This is a genomic window from Stenotrophomonas sp. Sm6012 (assembly GCF_030985895.1).
Taxonomy (GTDB): domain Bacteria; phylum Pseudomonadota; class Gammaproteobacteria; order Xanthomonadales; family Xanthomonadaceae; genus Stenotrophomonas; species Stenotrophomonas forensis.
Genome location: NZ_JAPTFX010000106.1, coordinates 1 through 16,452 on the forward strand (window position 1 = coordinate 1; position 16,452 = coordinate 16,452).

Consider the following 16,452-nt stretch of genomic DNA (forward strand, 5'->3'; position numbering starts at 1 on the left):
GCCCGGCGGCGGCCCTATACTCGACGGTCATGTCGACCGTCGATCCCGTCCTGCTGCTGTTGACCACCTGCCCGGACCGGGCCAGTGCCGAGCGCATCGCGCACGCGCTGGTCGGCGAGCGCCTGGCCGCGTGCGTGACCCGACTCGATGGCGCGCAGTCGACCTACCGCTGGCAGGGCGAGGTGACCACCGACAGCGAGCTGCAGCTGCTGGTGAAAACCACCGCGAGCCGCGTCGATGATGCGATTGCCCGGATCGTCGAACTGCATCCCTATGAACTCCCGGAGTGCATCGCGGTCGAAACCCGGGCCGGCCTGCCGGCGTATCTGGACTGGATCCGGGCACAGACCCGGGAGGACACTGATTGAAGACTCTGTTTGCGCGTGGCGCCGCCTTGTGCGCCCTGTTGTGGCTCTCGTTGCCGGCCTTCGCGCTGGATGAGAAGGACCTGCTGCCGGTGGACCAGGCGTTCGCGCTGACCGCCACCGCCCCCGAACGTGGCCAGGTGCAGCTGCAGTTCAAGATCGCACCGGGCTATTACCTGTATCGCCACCGTACCAGCGTCAAGGCCGACCCGGCGTTCAACGCCGGCGCGCTGCAGATGCCCAAGGGCGACAGGCACCACGACGATTTCTTCGGCGAGGTCGAGACCTATCGCGAGCGCCTGCAGGCCACCCTGCCCGGCACACCCACCGATGCGGCCGGCACCATCAGCGTGGAAGTGCGCTACCAGGGTTGCGCCGATGCCGGTGTCTGCTACCCGCCGCAGAAGCGCGTGGTGCAGGTCACCCTGCCGGGTGGCGGTGCGCAGGCTGCGGCACCCGCGGCGCGTACCAGTGCCGGCAACCCGTTCAACAATCCGTTGGCCGGCGCCGGCAGCACGGGCGGCCTGCGCCTGCCGGGTGCGGCCAGCAACAGCCAGGCGCTGCCACTGCCGTCGGAACAGGCCTTCGGCTTCGATGCCATTGCCAGCGATGGCAACACCCTGCTGCTGCGCTTCAGTCCGGCGCCGGGCTACTACCTGTATCGCGACCGCACCTCGCTGAAGCTGGAAGGCAGCGCGGGCGTGCTGGCCGACAAGCCGCGTTGGCCAGCCGCGCAGTCGCATCGCGATGAACATTTCGGCGATGTCTCGGTGTACTTCAACCAGGTGGAAGTGCCGCTGCCGCTGCGCCGCACTGTCAGCGAGGCGGTCGACAGCACCCTGGTGGTGACCTTCCAGGGCTGCCAGACCGATGGCATCTGCTACCCGCCGATGACGCGCCGGGTGAAGCTGTCGATTCCGGCCGGCAAGGCCAACGCCAGCGCCGACCAGGCACCGCCGCGCAACGAGGTGATCAGCCCGCTGGCCGCTGGCAACGGCGCCCCGCGCGAAGCGGCCAACGGCGCACCGCTGCGCCTGCTGCCGACCGTGCCCAACGACGAAGCCGCCCGCCCGGCCGCCGCAGGCGCTGAGGGCGCAGGCAATGAATTCGCCACCGATGCGCAGGGTGACAACGCGCTGCGCACGCGCCCGCCTGCGACCACGCCGAACCCGGACCGTTCATTCGTCTGGGTGCTGTTGCTGGCGCTGGCCGGTGGCCTGGTGCTGAACCTGATGCCGTGCGTGCTGCCGATCCTGTCGCTGAAGGTGCTGAGCCTGGCGCAGAGTGGCGAAAGCCCGCAGCGCGCGCGCAGCCATGCGCTCTGGTACACGCTGGGCGTGCTGGTCGCGTTCGCGGTGATCGGCGCGCTGATGGTGGGCCTGCGCGCGATCGGCAACGCAGTCGGCATCGGCTTCCAGCTGCAGCATCCGGGCGTGGTGGCGGCGCTGGCCTACATCATGTTCGCGGTGGGCCTGAGCCTGTCCGGTGTATTCACCCTGGGTGGCGGCATCGGCAACCTCGGCCAGTCGCTGGCCAGCCGCAGCGGCCCGGCCGGTGATTTCTTCACCGGTGCGCTGGCCTGCGTGGTCGGCAGCGCCTGCGTCGGCCCGTTCATGGGCGGTGCCATTGCCTACGCCTTCATTGCCCCGCCCTTGAAGGCGATGACCGTGTTCCTGTTCCTCGGCCTGGGCCTGGCCCTGCCGTTCCTGCTGATCGGCTTCGTGCCGGCACTGGCGCGCCGCCTGCCCAAGCCGGGCCCGTGGATGGAAACGCTCAAGCACGTGCTGGCCTTCCCGATGTATGCCACCGCGCTGTGGCTGCTGTGGGTGCTGGGCAAGCAGCGTGGCGTGGACGGCATGGCGCTGGTGCTGGGTGGCCTGCTGCTGCTCGCCTTCGGCCTGTGGCTGTTCGAGCGTAACCGTTGGACCGGCTCGCGCGCGGTGACCCTGCTGGGCGTGCTGCTGGCCATCGGCGCACTGGTGCCGGCCTGGGGCGTGACCCAGCTGGCAGCACCGACGCGTGCCGCACAGGCGGCCAGCGAGAACGTGGTCGAGTATTCGCCGCAGCTGCTGGACCGCCTGCGCGCCGACAACCGCGTGGTGTTCGTCAACATGACCGCCGACTGGTGCGTGAGCTGCAAGGCCAATGAGCGCGCGGTGCTGTCGCGACCGGAGTTCAAGGACCTGCTCAAGCGCACCAACGCGGTGTACATGCGCGGCGACTACACCAACGTGGACCCGCAGATCACCTCGTTCCTGGAAGAGCACAAGGCGGTGGGCGTGCCGCTGTACGTGGTGTACGGCCCCGGCGCACCGCCGACCGTGCTGCCGACCCTGCTGACCCAGGCAGTGGTCGAGGAAGCGCTGTTGCGCACCGCACGATGAAGTGGCAACGGCCGGCGCTGCTGTGGACAGCGGTGCTGGCCGCCGGCCTGGGCCTGTGGGCCGGGCATCGACTGACGCCGGCGCCGGTGGCATCGGCTACATCACCGGCCGCTCCCGCCAAGCCTTCGCTGCAGGCGGGCGATCCGATGCCCGCGCTGTCCCTGCCCGACCTTGAAGGGCACGCACTGGATCTGCGCCGGCACTTCGCCGGCCGCCCGTTGCTGATCAACGTGTGGGCCAGCTGGTGCGCGCCCTGCATCGAGGAAATGCCCGAGCTGGGCCGCTTCGCCGGAACCCAGGGCGACAGCGGCGTGCAGGTGCTGGGCCTGGCGCTGGACACCCCGGACGACGTGCGTGGTTTCCTGCAGCGGGTGCCGGTGGACTACCCGATCGTGATCGAGACCCCGGGCCCGCGCGATGCCAGCGTGCAGCTGGGCAATGCGCAGGGCCTGCTGCCCTACAGCGTGCTGTTCGATGCACAGGGGCGGATGGTCAAGGCGAAGCTGGGGCCGTTCGCCCGCGGCGAGATCGACGGCTGGGTGAAGTGAGGGTTCGGCAGGGTTGCACCCTGCACCCGCGGTAGTGCCGGCCGCTGGCCGGCAACCTCAACAGCAAGAGCGGGCTTTCCGTGGGATGGCGGGGCGGTGTCGGAGTGCGGGGACGCTGCAAGTACGTCTCTGTAAGCTTGGCAGCCGCATCCATGCGGCTGACACCCCGCACTCCGACACCGCCCCACCTCTAACAGATTCCGGCGGTTGTTGGGGATGAATCTCCATCGAAATCAAATATTTCGACAATTGAACGAACAGCATCCACGCATGGCGTGGATCTACGGCAGGTCGCGAGAATCTGTCGAAGGCGGGGTGGGTCCGGTTGCGGGGGCGTGAGCGCCATGGATGGCGCGACCGAGCCTACAGGGACGTATTTACGGCGTCCCCCGCAACCGGACCCACCCCGCCATCCCACGGATAGCCCGCTTTTGACGTTGACGTTGACGTTGACGTTGCCTCGGCAGGTGCCGGGCGCAGCCCGGCCGATACCCCCCGCTTGACCGCAGCCAGGGGGCCACGGAAAATTCCGCGACTAATTCTCATTTGCTGTTGCGCAGGATGCGGGCGGCAGCCTTCCAGGCCCTCCTCCTTCGATGTTCAAGAACATCCTGTTCCAAGTGCACTGGCTGCTGGGCATCACCGCCGGTGCCATCCTGGCCGTGATGGGCCTCAGTGGTGCCGTGCTGTCCTTCGAGGACGAACTGCTGCGTGCGGCCAACCCCGGTTTTGCGGCCATCGCCGAACACCACGCCGACAGCCAGCTTCCGCTCGCGCTCAGCGAGCTGGTGCCGCGGCTGCAGGCCGACAGCGAACGCCCGTTGCAACGCCTGCGCGTCGACGCCACCGGGCAGCGGCCATCGGTCGCGCGCTTTGCCGGCGGCAAGCAGCACTGGGTGTATTTCGACCCGTACAGCGGTGAGCGCTTCAGTGCCCTGCGCGGCCAGGCGTTCTTCGATTTCGTCGAAGACCTGCATCGCCATCTCGCTGCCGGCGAACGCGGCAAGTGGATCACCGGCAGCTGTGCGATCGCGCTGCTGTTCTTCACCCTGTCCGGGCTCTACCTGCGCTGGCCACGGCGCTGGTGGCACTGGCGCAGCTGGCTGGCGGTGGAGTGGAAACGCGGCGGCCGCGGTTTCCTGTGGAGCCTGCATTCGGTGGTCGGCAGCTGGGTGCTGTTGATCTACCTGATGAGCGCATTGACTGGGCTGTGGTGGTCGTTCGACTGGTACCGCAGCGCCGCCAACAACGTGTTGGGCGTCGCGCCGGCGGCCAAGCACACGGTGGCCATCGATGCGCCGCTGGACCTGCAACGCGTCGAAGCCACGTTGTATGCGTTGCCTGGCGTGCGCAGCGGTTTCATCGACCTGCGCTTGCCGGAAGAACCGGGCCAGGCGCTGAACGTGCGGGTGATGGCCGGTGATCCAGCGCAGCGTGGTGGTCACCACGATCGCGCCCACGATCTGCTGCAGCTGGACCCGGCCAGTGGCGCGGTGCTCGATTCCCGCCCCTACGATCGCCAGGGCGCTGGCGCCCAGCTGGCCACCAGCGTGTTCGCGCTGCACTCGGGCAGCTACTTCGGCCTGCCCGGGCGTGTGGTGGTGATGCTCAGCAGCCTGGGCATGAGCCTGTTCTTCATCACCGGCTGGATGCTGTACCTGGATCGCCGCCGCAGCCAACGCGCGGCACGCGGGCTGCGCCAGTCGCTGCCGATGCCGGCCGCCACCGAAGGCCATGGCGCGCCGTGGCTGGTGGTGCATGCCAGCCAGAGCGGCCTGGCCGAACAGCTTGCATGGCGTGCGGCCGCGCAGCTGCAGGCGGCCGGTTACGCGGTACAGGTGCTGCCGTTGTCGCGCATCGATGCCGCGAAGCTGCAGGCCACCTCGCAGGCGCTGCTCGTGTTGAGCACCTTCGGCGATGGTGAACCGCCGGATGCCGCCCGACGCGCGGCACGCCTGCTGCTCGCGCAGGCACCGGACCTGTCGGGACTGCAGTTCGGCCTGCTCGCGCTGGGCGATCGCCAGTATCCGCACTACTGCGGATTCGGCCGCCAGGTCGATGGCTGGCTGACCGGCAACGGTGCACGCGCACTGTTCGCGCGCATCGATGTCGATGCCGCCTCGGTGCCGGCCCTGCGCCAGTGGCAGCTGCAGCTGGGCGCACTGACCGGCATCGCCACCGATGACAGTGTGCTGCCGCCGGCGACGCGGATGCATGACTGGCGCCTGCTCGGCCGCGACCGCCTCAACCCGGGCAGCGTCGGCGGCGCGATCTGGCGTATCCGTCTTGCCGCCCCGGCCGATGTGCAGTGGCAGGCCGGTGACATCCTGCATATCGCGCCCCGCCACAATGCGCGGCATGCGGGTGCAGTGCTGAAAGCGCATGGACTGGATCCGCTGCAGCCGCTGCTGGTTGACGGCGCGCCACGCACGCTGCTGGCGCTGGCCAGCGAACGCGAGCTGCCGGAGGCCGATGCCGCGTTGCCCGTGCAGGATGCCTGCCTGTGGCTGTCCGGCCTGCCGATGCTGCCCGGCCGCGAGTACTCGATCGCCTCCGCCGCGAACGACGGCGAGGTGGAGCTGGTGGTCAGGCTGGTGCATGATGCCGCCGGTCGCGTCGGGCTGGGCTCGGGCTGGTTGTCGCTGCATGCGCCGATCGGCGCCAGCGTCGTGGCCCGCGTGCATCGCAATCCCGGTTTCCATCGCGTGCCTGCCGCGCCGATGGTGCTGGTCGGCAACGGCACCGGCATCGCCGGCCTGCGCAGCCTGCTGCGCGAGTCCGCGCATGCAGGCGAGCACGGGCACTGGCTGCTGTTTGGCGAGCGCCAGCGCGCGCACGACCTGCTGTTTGCCGACGAGATCGAGGCCTGGCAGGCGCAGGGCCATCTGGCGCGGGTGGACCTGGCGTTCTCGCGCGATGACGGAGGGGGCTATGTGCAGGATCGCTTGCGTGCGGCCTCTGATGTGCTGCGCGACTGGATGCAGCGCGGCGCGGTGATCCACGTCTGTGGCTCGCTGCAGGGCATGGCCGAAGGCGTGGACCAGGTGCTGCGCGCCGCACTGGGCGATTACGCGGTGGAAACGCTGCTGGAGAACGGGCGCTACCGCCGCGACGTGTACTGAGTCACAGGAGGAGTGCCGGCCCAGCGGCCAGCACTACCGGGGCAGGATCAGGCCGCGGCGCGGGCCTGCCGCGCCGGCTGCAGGCGGAAGGCTCCCACCGCTTCGGCCAGGGCATGCACCTGCGCCTGCATCTGTGCAGTCGAGGCACCGGCCTCTTCCACCAGGCTGGCATTGCGCTGGGTACTGGCTTCCATCTGCACGATGGTCTGGTTCACCTGTGCGATGCCGGCATGCTGCTCCTGCGATGCGCTGCGGATGCCGGCCAGCAGGTCCGCTAGCTGCTGCACGCTGCCGACGATCTCGCCCATCGTGGTGCCGGCCTGCTCGGCCTGCTGGTTGCCCTGCCCGACACGCGCCACCGAATCCTCGATCAATCCCTTGATCTGCTTGGCCGCCTCGGCACTGCGCTGGGCCAGCAGGCGCACTTCCGCAGCCACCACCGCGAAGCTGCGGCCCTGTTCGCCGGCACGTGCCGCTTCCACCGCTGCGTTCAGTGCAAGGATGTTGGTCTGGAAGGCGATGCCATCGATCAGCTGGGTGATGTCACCGATCCGCCGCGAGGCTTCGCTGATGCCGTGCATGGTCGCCACCACCTGGCCCACGGCGTCGCCGCCGCGCTGGGCCACCGCTGCCGCACCCTTGACCAGCGCATCGGCGCGACCGGCTGCGTCGGCATTGCGGCCCACGGTGTCGGTCAGCTCATGCATCGACGCTGCGGTTTCTTCCAGGTTGGCCGCCTGCTGCTCGGTACGCTGCGACAGGTCGTGGTGGCCAGCGACGATCTCGCCAACGCCGGTATCCAGGCTGGAGGTGGCCTGCTGGATGCGGGTGACGATGCGGCCCAGCTGCGCGACGGTGGCGTTGGCATCGTCGCGCATGCGCGCGAACACGCCCTGCAGGTCGCCGTCCATGCGCACGCTGAGGTCGCCGCGTGCCAGCGCGGCCAACAGCGCCTGCAGGTCGCCGAGATTGGTTTCAAAGGTCGCCAGCAGGCGGTTGATGCTGGTCGACAGCGTGCGCACGAAGCCCTGCTTGCCGTCCAGTACGATGCGACCGTGCAGGTCACCGTGTGCGGCGGCGTCGACCAGTGCGGCCACTTCGGTTTCGAGCAGGGTTTCCAGTGCGCGGCTGCGCCATTCCACCGCCACACCGAGGAACTGTCCCTCGTCGGTGATGGGGTTGGCGATCAGCTGGTAGCGAACACCGTCGTGGCCGATCTCGCGTTCTTCGCGCTGGCGCACGCCGGCCAGGCTGGCCAGCGCCGGATGCAGGCGCACCGCATCGCTGCCCACGAGCGCGTCAACCTGCAGGTCCAGCTGCAGCAGCAGCGCCGGGTTGGCGTAGGCCACCAGACCTTCTGCATCGATCACCATCAGGCCGGTCTGTGCGCTGTCCAGCGCCTGGCGCACGCGGGTATTGCCGCGCGCCACCGCGCGCTCGGTCTCGATGCGCGCACGCAGGCGCTGCTGCATGTCGACCAGGCGCTGGGCGAGCTGGCCGATCTCATCATTGGCGTTGTATACGCGCAGCGTGGTGTCCAGGCGGTCGTCGGCGATATCACTGGCGAAGCGCAGGGTGTCCTGGATCGGCTGGCGCACCGCGCGCAGGACCAGCACCAGGCTGGTGATCAGCACGCCGGCGACCAGCAGCAGGGTCAGCGCGAACAGCACGCTCATGGTGCGCGTACCGGCCTGCTGGCGCGCCTGTGCCTCGGCCAGCGCCGCCACCTGGGCCTGCTGGAAGGCGGCCAGTGCCGGCGCCACGCCGGCGGCGGTGTCCAGCAGCGACTGCGCCTCCACATCCAGGCCGACGCGGGCGGCGGTGTAACCCAGCAAGGCGACCTGATAAGCGTCCATGCCGCTGCGCAGGGCATCCTGCACATCGGTGGACAGGCCGGCCAGCGCGAGGTCGAACGGCAGCTTCTCTTCGCTGGCGCGGTCGGCATGGGCAGAGTCACCGTCGAGCAGCAGCAATGCTTCCTGCCGCCGCATCTTCTGCAGGGACAGTGCCAGCAAGGGGCGCTGCAGCGCATCGACCTGCGCCTGCAGGGTGTCGGCGGCCTGCTGCAGCTGCGCGGCAAGGCCGGCATCACCCCGGCCCATCTCGTCGACCCGTTCGAACAGGGCCGCAACGCCCTGGGAGAATGCGTCCGCGGCTTCGGTCAGCACCTGCAGGGCCTTGCGCCGGCCGGCATCCATCGGTATCGCGCGCAGCGCCTGCAGGTCGGCCTGCAGTGCTTTCTGCGTGGACAGCAACTGGTTGCGGTCAGCATCGTCGAAACTGCGCGCATACTGGGTCTGCAGGCGCCGGGCTTCGGCCACACGCGTGGCCAGGCTGGCCGCCAGGTCGCTGCCGCGCTGGTAACTGGCCTGATTGCGTGCGGCCTGTGCACTGGCGTGGCCGGTCCAGGCGTAGACCGCGGCGATCGCCACCAGGCCCAGGCCACAAACCCAGAGGGTTGCCTTGAGCTTGTTGGCTACGCTGAGCCGGTGCGGCTGCAGCCACAGCAGCAGGCTCGACGACAGCACGCTCGACGACAGCGCGCCGGGTGACGCCGCGCGCAGGCGGGCCAGATGCGTGCGCAGGGACCGGAGGTGGGGAACGACGGCCGACATGACAGACTCCAGGCGGAAGGACGCACCTGTATCGGCTGGATTCCCGGCAACTTTAGGCCCGTTTTCGTGCCACTGCGACGCTCGCGGGCGGACGCGGCCTTTGTACCGGGCACAGGCGACGGGGGCATGACACCGGCGCTGCGCTTGACCTCAACCCCGGTTGGGGGCGCACAGTGGATGTCCCTCCCCTGCCCGGTGCGCGCATGACGACGCTCGATATCCCCCGCTACCTGCACCGCCTGCAGCTGGATGCACCTCCCCCGCTGACCCTGGCCGGCCTGACCCTGCTGCAGCAACGGCATAACGCGCTGCTGCCGTTCGAGACCCTCAGCTGCCTGCTGCGTGACGCGGTACCGATCGACCTGGACAGCGTGCAGCGCAAGCTGCTCGACGAGCGCCGGGGCGGTTACTGCTTCGAACTCAATGGCGGCCTGCTGGCGCTGCTGCAGGCGCTGGGCTTCGATGCCCAGCCGCTGAGCGCGCGCGTGCTGCTGGCGGCACAGGATGGCGAGCTGACCGCACGGACCCATCTGCTGCTGCGCGTGCATGTAGAGGGTGAGGACTGGCTGGTCGATGCTGGCTTCGGCAGCCTGACCCCGACCGTGCCGCTGCGCCTGCACGACACCGCACCGCAGGCCACGCCGCACGAGCGCTACCTGCTACAGCGGCTGGGCGATGACGGCAATTTCGTGCTGTCAGCCGAATCCAGCGATGGCTGGCGGGCGATGTACCGCTTCGACCTGCAGGCGCCTGCGCCGATCGACAACGTGGTGGGCAACTGGTACGTGTGCACCCATCCCGACTCCAGTTTCCCGGGCCAGCTGCGCGCGTCGCTGACCGGGCCGGACTGGCGCCGCACCATCGGCAGTGGCAACTACACCGAGTACCGCCCAGGGCAAGCCCCGGACAAACGCCCACTGCACGATGTCGGCGACGTGCGCGAGGTGCTGCAGCAGCGCTTCGGCGTGCAGCTGCCGGACGACCCGCGGCTGGACCCGGCGATCAATGACTGGCTGCAGCGCTCGCGCGCCACGATCTTGTAGGGCCGAGCCCATGCTCGGCTGAACGTGGGCGGCTGGGCCAACGGCAGCCGAGCGTGAGCTCGGCTCTACAGAACTGCGCGCGCCTGCAGCGCGATGCGGTTGCCTTCGCTGTCGCGGATCTCGGCCACGCGCCAGTCACCGGCATCGGCCGGGCCGAAGCGCAGTTCGGCGCCAGCCTGCAGCGCACGGTCGAGGCTGGCCTCAAGATCATCGACACCGATATAGAGGCGCGCGCCCTGTTCGGAGGGCTGATAGTCCGCCCCCTGCACCAGCGACAGGCTGGCACCCGTCGCGTCATCCGAGAACGGCAGGTAGGCCATGTGGCAGTCATGCAGCAGGATCGGTTCGTCCACCACCACCTGCAGCCATTGCTGATAGAAGGCGATGGCACGGGCCAGGTCACTGGCGGGGATCTCGACATGCAGGATCGGGTTCACGGGCTTTCCTCGCGCGGCGCAGTCAGATGATGCGCAGGGTAATCGCCTTCAGTACCGCGCGGGTACGATCGCGGGTGCCAAGCTTGTCGAGAATGGCGGAAACATAGTTCTTCACCGTGCCTTCGGCCAGGAACAGGCTGCGCGCGATCTCCTTGTTGCTGTAGCCGCCGGCCAGCAAGCGCAGGATCGCCACTTCGCGTTCACCGAAGGTGTCAGTCGGCGGCGCTTCATCGTGGAAGCGGTAGCGCGCGCGCACAGGCTCGGTGCTGACCGGCATCAGCAGCGTCTCGCCGGCGGCGACGCGCCCGATCGCCTCATACAGGTCGGCCGGCGCGGCGTCCTTCAGCAGGAAGCCCTGTGCTCCCGCTTCGCTTGCCCGCAGCAGCAGGTCGCTCTCGTCGAAGGTAGTCAGCAGCAGCAGCGGCGTGGTATCGCCACGTGCGCGCAGCTGGCGAAGCGCTTCGATGCCATCCAGGCCCGGCATGCGGATATCACTGAGCACCACGTCCACCGGCTGCGCGAGCAGCGCATCGAGTAGTGCCTGACCGTCTTCGGCCTCCAGCACCACCTCCACGCCCAAGCCCTGCAGCAGCGCACGCAGGCCGGCGCGGACCAGCGCCTGGTCGTCGGCCAGGGCAACGCGGATCGCGGCGACACTCATGCCGGCACCCATGCGGTCAGCAGCATGCCGCCCTGTGCGGTACGCGCCAGTTCCAGTCGGCCATGCACCGTGGCCAGGCGCTCACGCATGCCGGCAATGCCGTTGCCTTCGCGGATGCGTTCAGCACGCTGGCCGTCATCATGGATATCGATGCGCAACCGGGAATCTTCTTCGTTGATCGTCAGCCATACGGTGTCTGCGTTGCCATGCCGGGCCGCATTGGTCAGCGCTTCCTGCACCAGCCGCAGCACGGTCTCGGCCATCAGCGGATCGGTCACGCGCACGCCCTCGCCGATCCGCAGTTGCAGCTTCGGCCGTGGGAAGGGCGCGGCCAGCGCGTGCAGCGCGGTGGCCAGATCGAGGCCACGATCATCGCGCATCGACTGCACCACCTGGCGGATGTCGGCCAGCAGTTCGCCCGACAGCTGCTCGGCCAGGACCAGGCCGTCGCGCCCGGCCAGCGCCGGGTCTACAGCCAGCGCGCGCAGGTTCAACCGCATCGCGGTGAGCTTGTGGCCCGCCACGTCGTGCAGCTCGCGCGCCAGGCGCAGGCGCTCGGCATCGCGGGCGCTGTCGGCCAGCAATGCACGTGTGGCCAGAAGATCCGCATTGACCCGGGCCAGGTCATCGCGGGCCAGTGCCGTGCTGCGTGCGTAGTGTGCGGTCAGTGCAGCGAACGCCTGGAAACCGCCGTACAGCAGCACCACCAGCGCCGGCTGGCTGAAACCACTCTGGCGTAGGACCCCATACATCGCCAGGTTGGCCAGCAATGCGACACCCAGCACGAAGCGCGGCGGCCAGTGCTCGGCCAGCTGCGCGACCAGCACCACCAGCAGCACGGGGGCAGTGCCGGTACGCGGCTGCAACGCAACCAGGGCAACCGCCAGCAGCGCCTGCAGCACGGCAGCGACGGCGCGCACGCGCGACGGCATCGACGCCCAGCCGTGCAGCACGAACAGCAACAGGAACCCAGCAAGCAACAGCAGGCTGGGGCCGGCCTCGCCGCGCTGCACGGCGAATGACAGGCCGACCGCCAGCACGGTCACCAGACCGGCAAGGCTGAGCGGACGCAACAGGTGGCGGAGCAGGCTGGGCATGGCCAGATGCTGACGGCCGCGCCTGCCGTCGGCAATGGGTCCAGCGCAGAAAGTGACTTCTGGCACGTCGAATCGATGACCACTGGCCCTGAAACCGGCCCCACGCCCCGCGCAGACTGGCCCCACACCGCAGCACACCGCCCACTTCCGGAGCCACTGCCATGATCCGTACCGCCCTGCTCAGCACCGCCCTGACCGCCCTGGCCCTGGCCGGCGGCGCCCACGCCGCCGATCTGGCCGTGACCGTACACGATGTCCGCGTGCAGACCGGTACGCTGCGCGTTGCCTTGGTCGACAACGCCACCGCCTGGGACGGCAAGGCTGCGCCCGTGCAGGCGCAGCAGGCCAGGCCCAGCGGCGACAGTGCCCACTTCGTGTTCAAGAACGTGGCGGCCGGCAGCTACGCGGTGCTGCTCACCCACGACGAGAACGACAACGGCAAGCTCGACACCAACCTGGTCGGCATGCCGGTGGAAGGCTACGGCTTCAGCAACAACCCGCAGGTGATGCGCAAGCCGACCTTCGACGAAGCGCGCGTCGACGTGCCGGCCGCCGGTGCCGCCATCGACATCACCCTGCGCTGATTCCCGCAACCAGACCCGAGGCCATCATGGACCGTCGCCGCTTCCTTCGTACCCTGCTCAGCAGCAGTGCCTGCCTGACGCTTGGCGCCACCGCCCTGCGCAGCGCCCCCGCCTTCGCCGGCGACCCCGCGCACTTCGCGCAGGGCCTGCAGGAGCACCCGTGGCTGCTCGGCTGGCGCAGCGTCAGCAGCGAAAGCCTCGGCCCGGCCACCGTGCAGCTGCAGGGCCGGCTGCCGGCCGGGCTGGCCGGTACGCTGTACCGCAATGGCCCGGCCTGGACCGAGCGCGATGGCTTCCGCTATGACCACTGGTTCGACGGCGACGGCATGGTGCATGGCTGGCGTTTCAACGGCGATGGCAGCCTGACCCATCACGGGCGCATGGTGGCCACGCCGAAGTTCAGCCGTGAGCAGAAGGCCGGCCGTTTCCAGTACCCCGCTGCGGGCACCAGCGTCCCCGGTGCACTGGCGGTTCGCAACAACGACGATGCCAACGTCGCCAACACCTCGGTGACGATGATCAACGGCCGCCTGTTCGCGCTGTGCGAATCCGGTTCGGCGTTCGAGGTGGACCCCGATTCGCTGCAGACCCTTGGCCCGGTCACCTGGCGCCCGGACCTGGCCGCGCTGCCGTTCTCCGCCCATCCCCTGCCCGACCGCGATGGCAGCGTGTGGAACTTCGGCTCGATCAGCCTGATGGGGGGCCACGGCCTGCTGGTCTGGCACATCGGCAAGGACGGCCAGCTGCGCAGCGCCAACGTGATCGAAACGCCCGAGCATGGCTATCTGCATGCCTTCGCCATGACCGAACAGCATCTGGTTTTCGTGCTGATGCCGTTCGACTTCACCGGAACCGGCGGCAGCTTCTTCGAACGCATGCAGTTCGCACCGCAGCGCGCGGCGCGCATCGCGGTGGTGGCCAAGGATGCGCCGGACAAGGCGCAATGGTTCGAGGCGCCGTTCGCGGCGATCTACCACTTCGGCGATGCCTTCACCCGCGATGGGAGCATCGTGCTGCGCGCAGTGCGCCATGACGACATCAACGAGGCGCGCTCACCGATGAAGGAGGCGATGGCCGGTGATGGCGCACATGCGGCCAACAGTGGTGCCAGCCTGGTCGAGCTGCACCTGGACCTGCGCCGTGGCCAGGCGCGCTGGGAATCACTGGGCATCAGCGCAGTGGAGTTTCCGCTGTTCGATCCGCGCTCGGCCAACACCCGTGGCGCACGACTTTACGCACCCACCATCGATGGCCCGGCCAACGCGCCCTACTTCAACGCCGTGGCCGCATTCGACATCGAACGGGGAAGCCGCCAGCTATGGCACTACGGGCCGGACATCATGGCCGAGGAACACGTATTCGTGCCGCGGCCGGGCAGCCACAACGCCGACGACGGCTGGCTGATCGGCACGCTGCTCGATCCGGTGAACACGCGCAGTGGCCTGGCCGTACTCGATGCGCGCCACCTGGATGATGGCCCGATCGCACAGGCGTGGCTGCCCTACGCGGTGCCACTGGGCTTCCATGGCACGTTCGCCGCGCGCGGCTGAGTGCACGCCGCGCGGACACCGGCGCTGGCATGCTGGGGTTTCCCTTGCTGCGGAGCCCGGCATGTCCCTGGCAGACCATCGAAACGCGCTGGCACCGCAGGGATTCCTGCGCGTGGCGATCAACCTGGGCAATCCGGTGCTGGCACAGGGAGACGCGCGTTCGCCGCGTGGCCCCTCGCTGGAACTGGCCACCGCATTGGCGCAACGGATGGGGGTGCAGGCCCGCTTCACCTGTCACGATGCGGCAGCCTCGGTGGTTGCTGCGGCTGCCGAAGACGCTTGGGATCTGGCCTTCCTGGCGATCGATCCGGCGCGGGCGGACCGCATCGCCTTCAGCGCGTCGTACGTGGAAATCGAAGGCACCTACCTGGTGCGTGCGGACAGCCCGGCGCAGCAGGTGGCCGACCTCGACCGCGACGGCCTGCGCATCGCGGTCGGCCAGGGCGCGGCCTACGACCTGTTCCTCAGCCGCGAGCTGCGCCACGCCAGGATCGAACGCGCCGACACCTCTGCGGCCGCCATTGACCTGTTCGACCAACAGCAGCTGGATGCTGCCGCCGGCGTGCGCCAGCCACTGGAAGCCTGGGCGCGGTCGCATCCCGGCCACCGCGTGCTGGCCGATCGCTTCACCGCGATCCAGCAGGCGGTCGCGGCGCCGGCGTCGCGCCCGGCCGATGCGTTGCGGGCGCTCTTCAACGAGGTGGAAGCGATCAAAGCCGGGCCGCTGCTGGTTGAAGCGTTCGCGCGCGCCGGGCAGGCGGTCACGCTGGTGCGGTGACTGTAGAGTCGAGCCTGCTCGACTGCCTGTACGCGAAGACAGTCGAGCAAGCTCGACTCTACAGCTGCGGGTTCAAGCACGGCTCGACGCCACAGATGCGGTGGTCGAGCGGCCACGACGTTACAGATGTGCGTCTGCCATGTGCCGCACGTGTTCGGCGGCCTGCGCGTGCAGCCAGTCGCGGAAGGCGAGGAAGCCGCGATGGCGGGCCGAGCGCTGCGGGTACACCAGCCAATGCGGCCACGCCGTCTTCAGGCGCTGGCTGGACAGCGCCACCAGCTGGCCGGATTCCAGCAACAGGCGCGCCCGCGTCACCCGTCCCAGCGCCACGCCCACCCCGTCCAGCGCCGCACGGTGGTGGGCCTCCGAATCATCCAGTACCGCCACGAAGCGCGGCGGCGGGCTTTGCCCGCTCAACGCGAACCACGCGCCCCACGCGCCATCGGGATCACCGAGCAGCGGCCACTGCGTCAGCGGCACGCGGTCGATGCCACCCATGCGTTCGATCAGCGCCGGGCTGGCCATCGGCAGCAGCCACTCGTCGAACAGCGGTTCCACCACCAGCCCCGGCCATTGCCCGCTGCCCAACCGCAACGCGGCGTCGAACTGCCGCTGCCGCTCGAAATCGACCAGTCGTTCGCTCGACTGCAGGTTGATCTCGATCTGCGGGTGCGCAGCCACGAAGTGGCCCAGGCGTGGCACCAGCCACGCCGACGCCATCGATGGCACCGCGCTGATCGTCAGCACGTGCTCGGCGCGCGCCGCATAGGGCTGGAAGGCCTCGTTGATCGCGTCCAGATGCGGGCCGACCTGCTCCAGCAGGCGCTGCCCTTCCAGGGTGAGGGTGACGCCACGCGGCTGCCGGACCAGCAGCGGGTGGCCGAGGCGCTCCTCCAGCTGGCGCATCTGATGGCTGAGTGCGCTGACGGTCAGGTTCATCGATGCCGCCGCACGCGACAGGTTGCCGAGCCGGGCGGCAGCCACGAAACCCTGCAGGGCATGGAGGGGCGGACGGGACATCAGGCTTGAATTCCTCTCAAGGCGTGCTTGCGGAAATGTCGCTTTTTGCGCTCCCATGCTGCCCGTATCGTGCAATCCACTCAAGTGGAGGCACGCTCATGAACATCTTCAGCAGCCTGTTGTTCCTGCACGGCCACGTGGCCAACGCCGAGCTGGCCCGGCGGCTGGCCAGCCCGGTCCCGCCCAGCAGCACTCCCGCTGTTGCCGGCCGCTGGCCGGCAACCCACCCCCCCCGGCCCCCCCCCCCC

Annotated in this window: 13 protein-coding genes; 8 read left to right on the top strand and 5 right to left on the bottom strand. The window is 69.2% G+C overall.

What is annotated here, in order from left to right:
- The first annotated feature begins 29 nt into the window (after window positions 1–29).
- From cutA to O0J73_RS16125, 4 genes are all read left to right on the top strand, one after another.
- The gene (gene cutA / locus O0J73_RS16110) at window positions 30–368 is read left to right on the top strand and encodes a divalent-cation tolerance protein CutA (RefSeq protein WP_049456835.1); all 339 of its coding nucleotides are present in this window, start codon (window positions 30–32) and stop codon (window positions 366–368) included.
- Complete coding sequence (locus O0J73_RS16115; RefSeq protein WP_006473094.1) at window positions 365–2,749, top strand: protein-disulfide reductase DsbD; 2,385 nt, start codon at window positions 365–367, stop codon at window positions 2,747–2,749. Before cutA ends, O0J73_RS16115 begins: the two co-directional genes overlap by 4 nt.
- Window positions 2,746–3,297 (top strand): TlpA disulfide reductase family protein, encoded by a 552-nt coding sequence (locus O0J73_RS16120; protein WP_308309139.1) that lies wholly within the window; start codon window positions 2,746–2,748, stop codon window positions 3,295–3,297. Before O0J73_RS16115 ends, O0J73_RS16120 begins: the two co-directional genes overlap by 4 nt.
- Before the next feature lie 596 nt (window positions 3,298–3,893).
- Window positions 3,894–6,419: a sulfite reductase flavoprotein subunit alpha gene (locus O0J73_RS16125; RefSeq protein ID WP_308309140.1), complete on the top strand. Its 2,526-nt coding sequence runs from the start codon at window positions 3,894–3,896 to the stop codon at window positions 6,417–6,419.
- Window positions 6,420–6,466: 47 nt separating this feature from the next.
- Here the strand turns inward: O0J73_RS16125 and O0J73_RS16130 are convergent, their stop codons facing one another.
- Window positions 6,467–9,034 carry a methyl-accepting chemotaxis protein gene (locus O0J73_RS16130; protein WP_308309141.1) on the bottom strand — a complete coding sequence of 856 codons (2,568 nt, stop codon included), beginning with the start codon at window positions 9,032–9,034 and terminating at the stop codon, window positions 6,467–6,469.
- A 203-nt stretch (window positions 9,035–9,237) separates the two neighbouring features.
- Between O0J73_RS16130 and O0J73_RS16135 the strand changes: the two genes are divergently transcribed.
- Window positions 9,238–10,077, top strand: coding sequence for an arylamine N-acetyltransferase (locus tag O0J73_RS16135; protein WP_308309142.1), 840 nt, complete (start codon window positions 9,238–9,240; stop codon window positions 10,075–10,077).
- 65 nt (window positions 10,078–10,142) lie between these two features.
- Here the strand turns inward: O0J73_RS16135 and O0J73_RS16140 are convergent, their stop codons facing one another.
- Genes O0J73_RS16140 through O0J73_RS16150 form a run of 3 tightly spaced genes read right to left on the bottom strand, consistent with a single transcriptional unit; the run spans window position 10,143 to window position 12,272 of the window.
- Window positions 10,143–10,514, bottom strand: coding sequence for a VOC family protein (locus O0J73_RS16140; RefSeq protein WP_308309143.1), 372 nt, complete (start codon window positions 10,512–10,514; stop codon window positions 10,143–10,145).
- Window positions 10,515–10,536: 22 nt separating this feature from the next.
- Window positions 10,537–11,175: a response regulator transcription factor gene (locus O0J73_RS16145; protein ID WP_006473142.1), complete on the bottom strand. Its 639-nt coding sequence runs from the start codon at window positions 11,173–11,175 to the stop codon at window positions 10,537–10,539.
- Window positions 11,172–12,272, bottom strand: coding sequence for a histidine kinase (locus tag O0J73_RS16150; RefSeq protein ID WP_197564256.1), 1,101 nt, complete (start codon window positions 12,270–12,272; stop codon window positions 11,172–11,174). The genes O0J73_RS16145 and O0J73_RS16150 overlap by 4 nt, the downstream gene beginning before the upstream one ends.
- Window positions 12,273–12,433: 161 nt before the next feature.
- Here O0J73_RS16150 and O0J73_RS16155 point away from each other — a divergent pair, with 161 nt between their 5' ends.
- The 3 genes from O0J73_RS16155 to O0J73_RS16165 all read left to right on the top strand — a co-directional run bounded on the left by O0J73_RS16155 (window position 12,434) and on the right by O0J73_RS16165 (window position 15,184).
- Window positions 12,434–12,856: a DUF2141 domain-containing protein gene (locus O0J73_RS16155; protein WP_197564255.1), complete on the top strand. Its 423-nt coding sequence runs from the start codon at window positions 12,434–12,436 to the stop codon at window positions 12,854–12,856.
- A gap of 26 nt (window positions 12,857–12,882) precedes the next feature.
- Window positions 12,883–14,406, top strand: a complete 1,524-nt coding sequence (locus O0J73_RS16160; RefSeq protein WP_308309145.1) for a carotenoid oxygenase family protein — start codon at window positions 12,883–12,885, stop codon at window positions 14,404–14,406.
- Window positions 14,407–14,467: 61 nt separating this feature from the next.
- Complete coding sequence (locus tag O0J73_RS16165; protein WP_308309146.1) at window positions 14,468–15,184, top strand: transporter substrate-binding domain-containing protein; 717 nt, start codon at window positions 14,468–14,470, stop codon at window positions 15,182–15,184.
- Window positions 15,185–15,304: 120 nt separating this feature from the next.
- On the opposite strand, the gene O0J73_RS16170 is transcribed toward O0J73_RS16165, so the two are convergent.
- Window positions 15,305–16,204 carry a LysR substrate-binding domain-containing protein gene (locus tag O0J73_RS16170; protein WP_308309147.1) on the bottom strand — a complete coding sequence of 300 codons (900 nt, stop codon included), beginning with the start codon at window positions 16,202–16,204 and terminating at the stop codon, window positions 15,305–15,307.
- Between the last annotated feature and the right edge of the window lie 248 nt (window positions 16,205–16,452).

Excerpts from the sequence above, each read along its gene's own strand:
- cutA (WP_049456835.1), top strand. The coding sequence starts at position 30 with ATGTCGACCGTCGATCCCGTCCTGCTGCTGTTGACCACCTGCCCGGAC.
- O0J73_RS16150 (WP_197564256.1), bottom strand. The coding sequence starts at position 12,272 with ATGCCCAGCCTGCTCCGCCACCTGTTGCGTCCGCTCAGCCTTGCCGGT.
- O0J73_RS16160 (WP_308309145.1), top strand. The coding sequence starts at position 12,883 with ATGGACCGTCGCCGCTTCCTTCGTACCCTGCTCAGCAGCAGTGCCTGC.
- O0J73_RS16130 (WP_308309141.1), bottom strand. The coding sequence starts at position 9,034 with ATGTCGGCCGTCGTTCCCCACCTCCGGTCCCTGCGCACGCATCTGGCC.
- O0J73_RS16120 (WP_308309139.1), top strand. The coding sequence starts at position 2,746 with ATGAAGTGGCAACGGCCGGCGCTGCTGTGGACAGCGGTGCTGGCCGCC.
- O0J73_RS16135 (WP_308309142.1), top strand. The coding sequence starts at position 9,238 with ATGACGACGCTCGATATCCCCCGCTACCTGCACCGCCTGCAGCTGGAT.
- O0J73_RS16155 (WP_197564255.1), top strand. The coding sequence starts at position 12,434 with ATGATCCGTACCGCCCTGCTCAGCACCGCCCTGACCGCCCTGGCCCTG.
- O0J73_RS16125 (WP_308309140.1), top strand. The coding sequence starts at position 3,894 with ATGTTCAAGAACATCCTGTTCCAAGTGCACTGGCTGCTGGGCATCACC.
- O0J73_RS16145 (WP_006473142.1), bottom strand. The coding sequence starts at position 11,175 with ATGAGTGTCGCCGCGATCCGCGTTGCCCTGGCCGACGACCAGGCGCTG.
- O0J73_RS16170 (WP_308309147.1), bottom strand. The coding sequence starts at position 16,204 with ATGTCCCGTCCGCCCCTCCATGCCCTGCAGGGTTTCGTGGCTGCCGCC.
- O0J73_RS16165 (WP_308309146.1), top strand. The coding sequence starts at position 14,468 with ATGTCCCTGGCAGACCATCGAAACGCGCTGGCACCGCAGGGATTCCTG.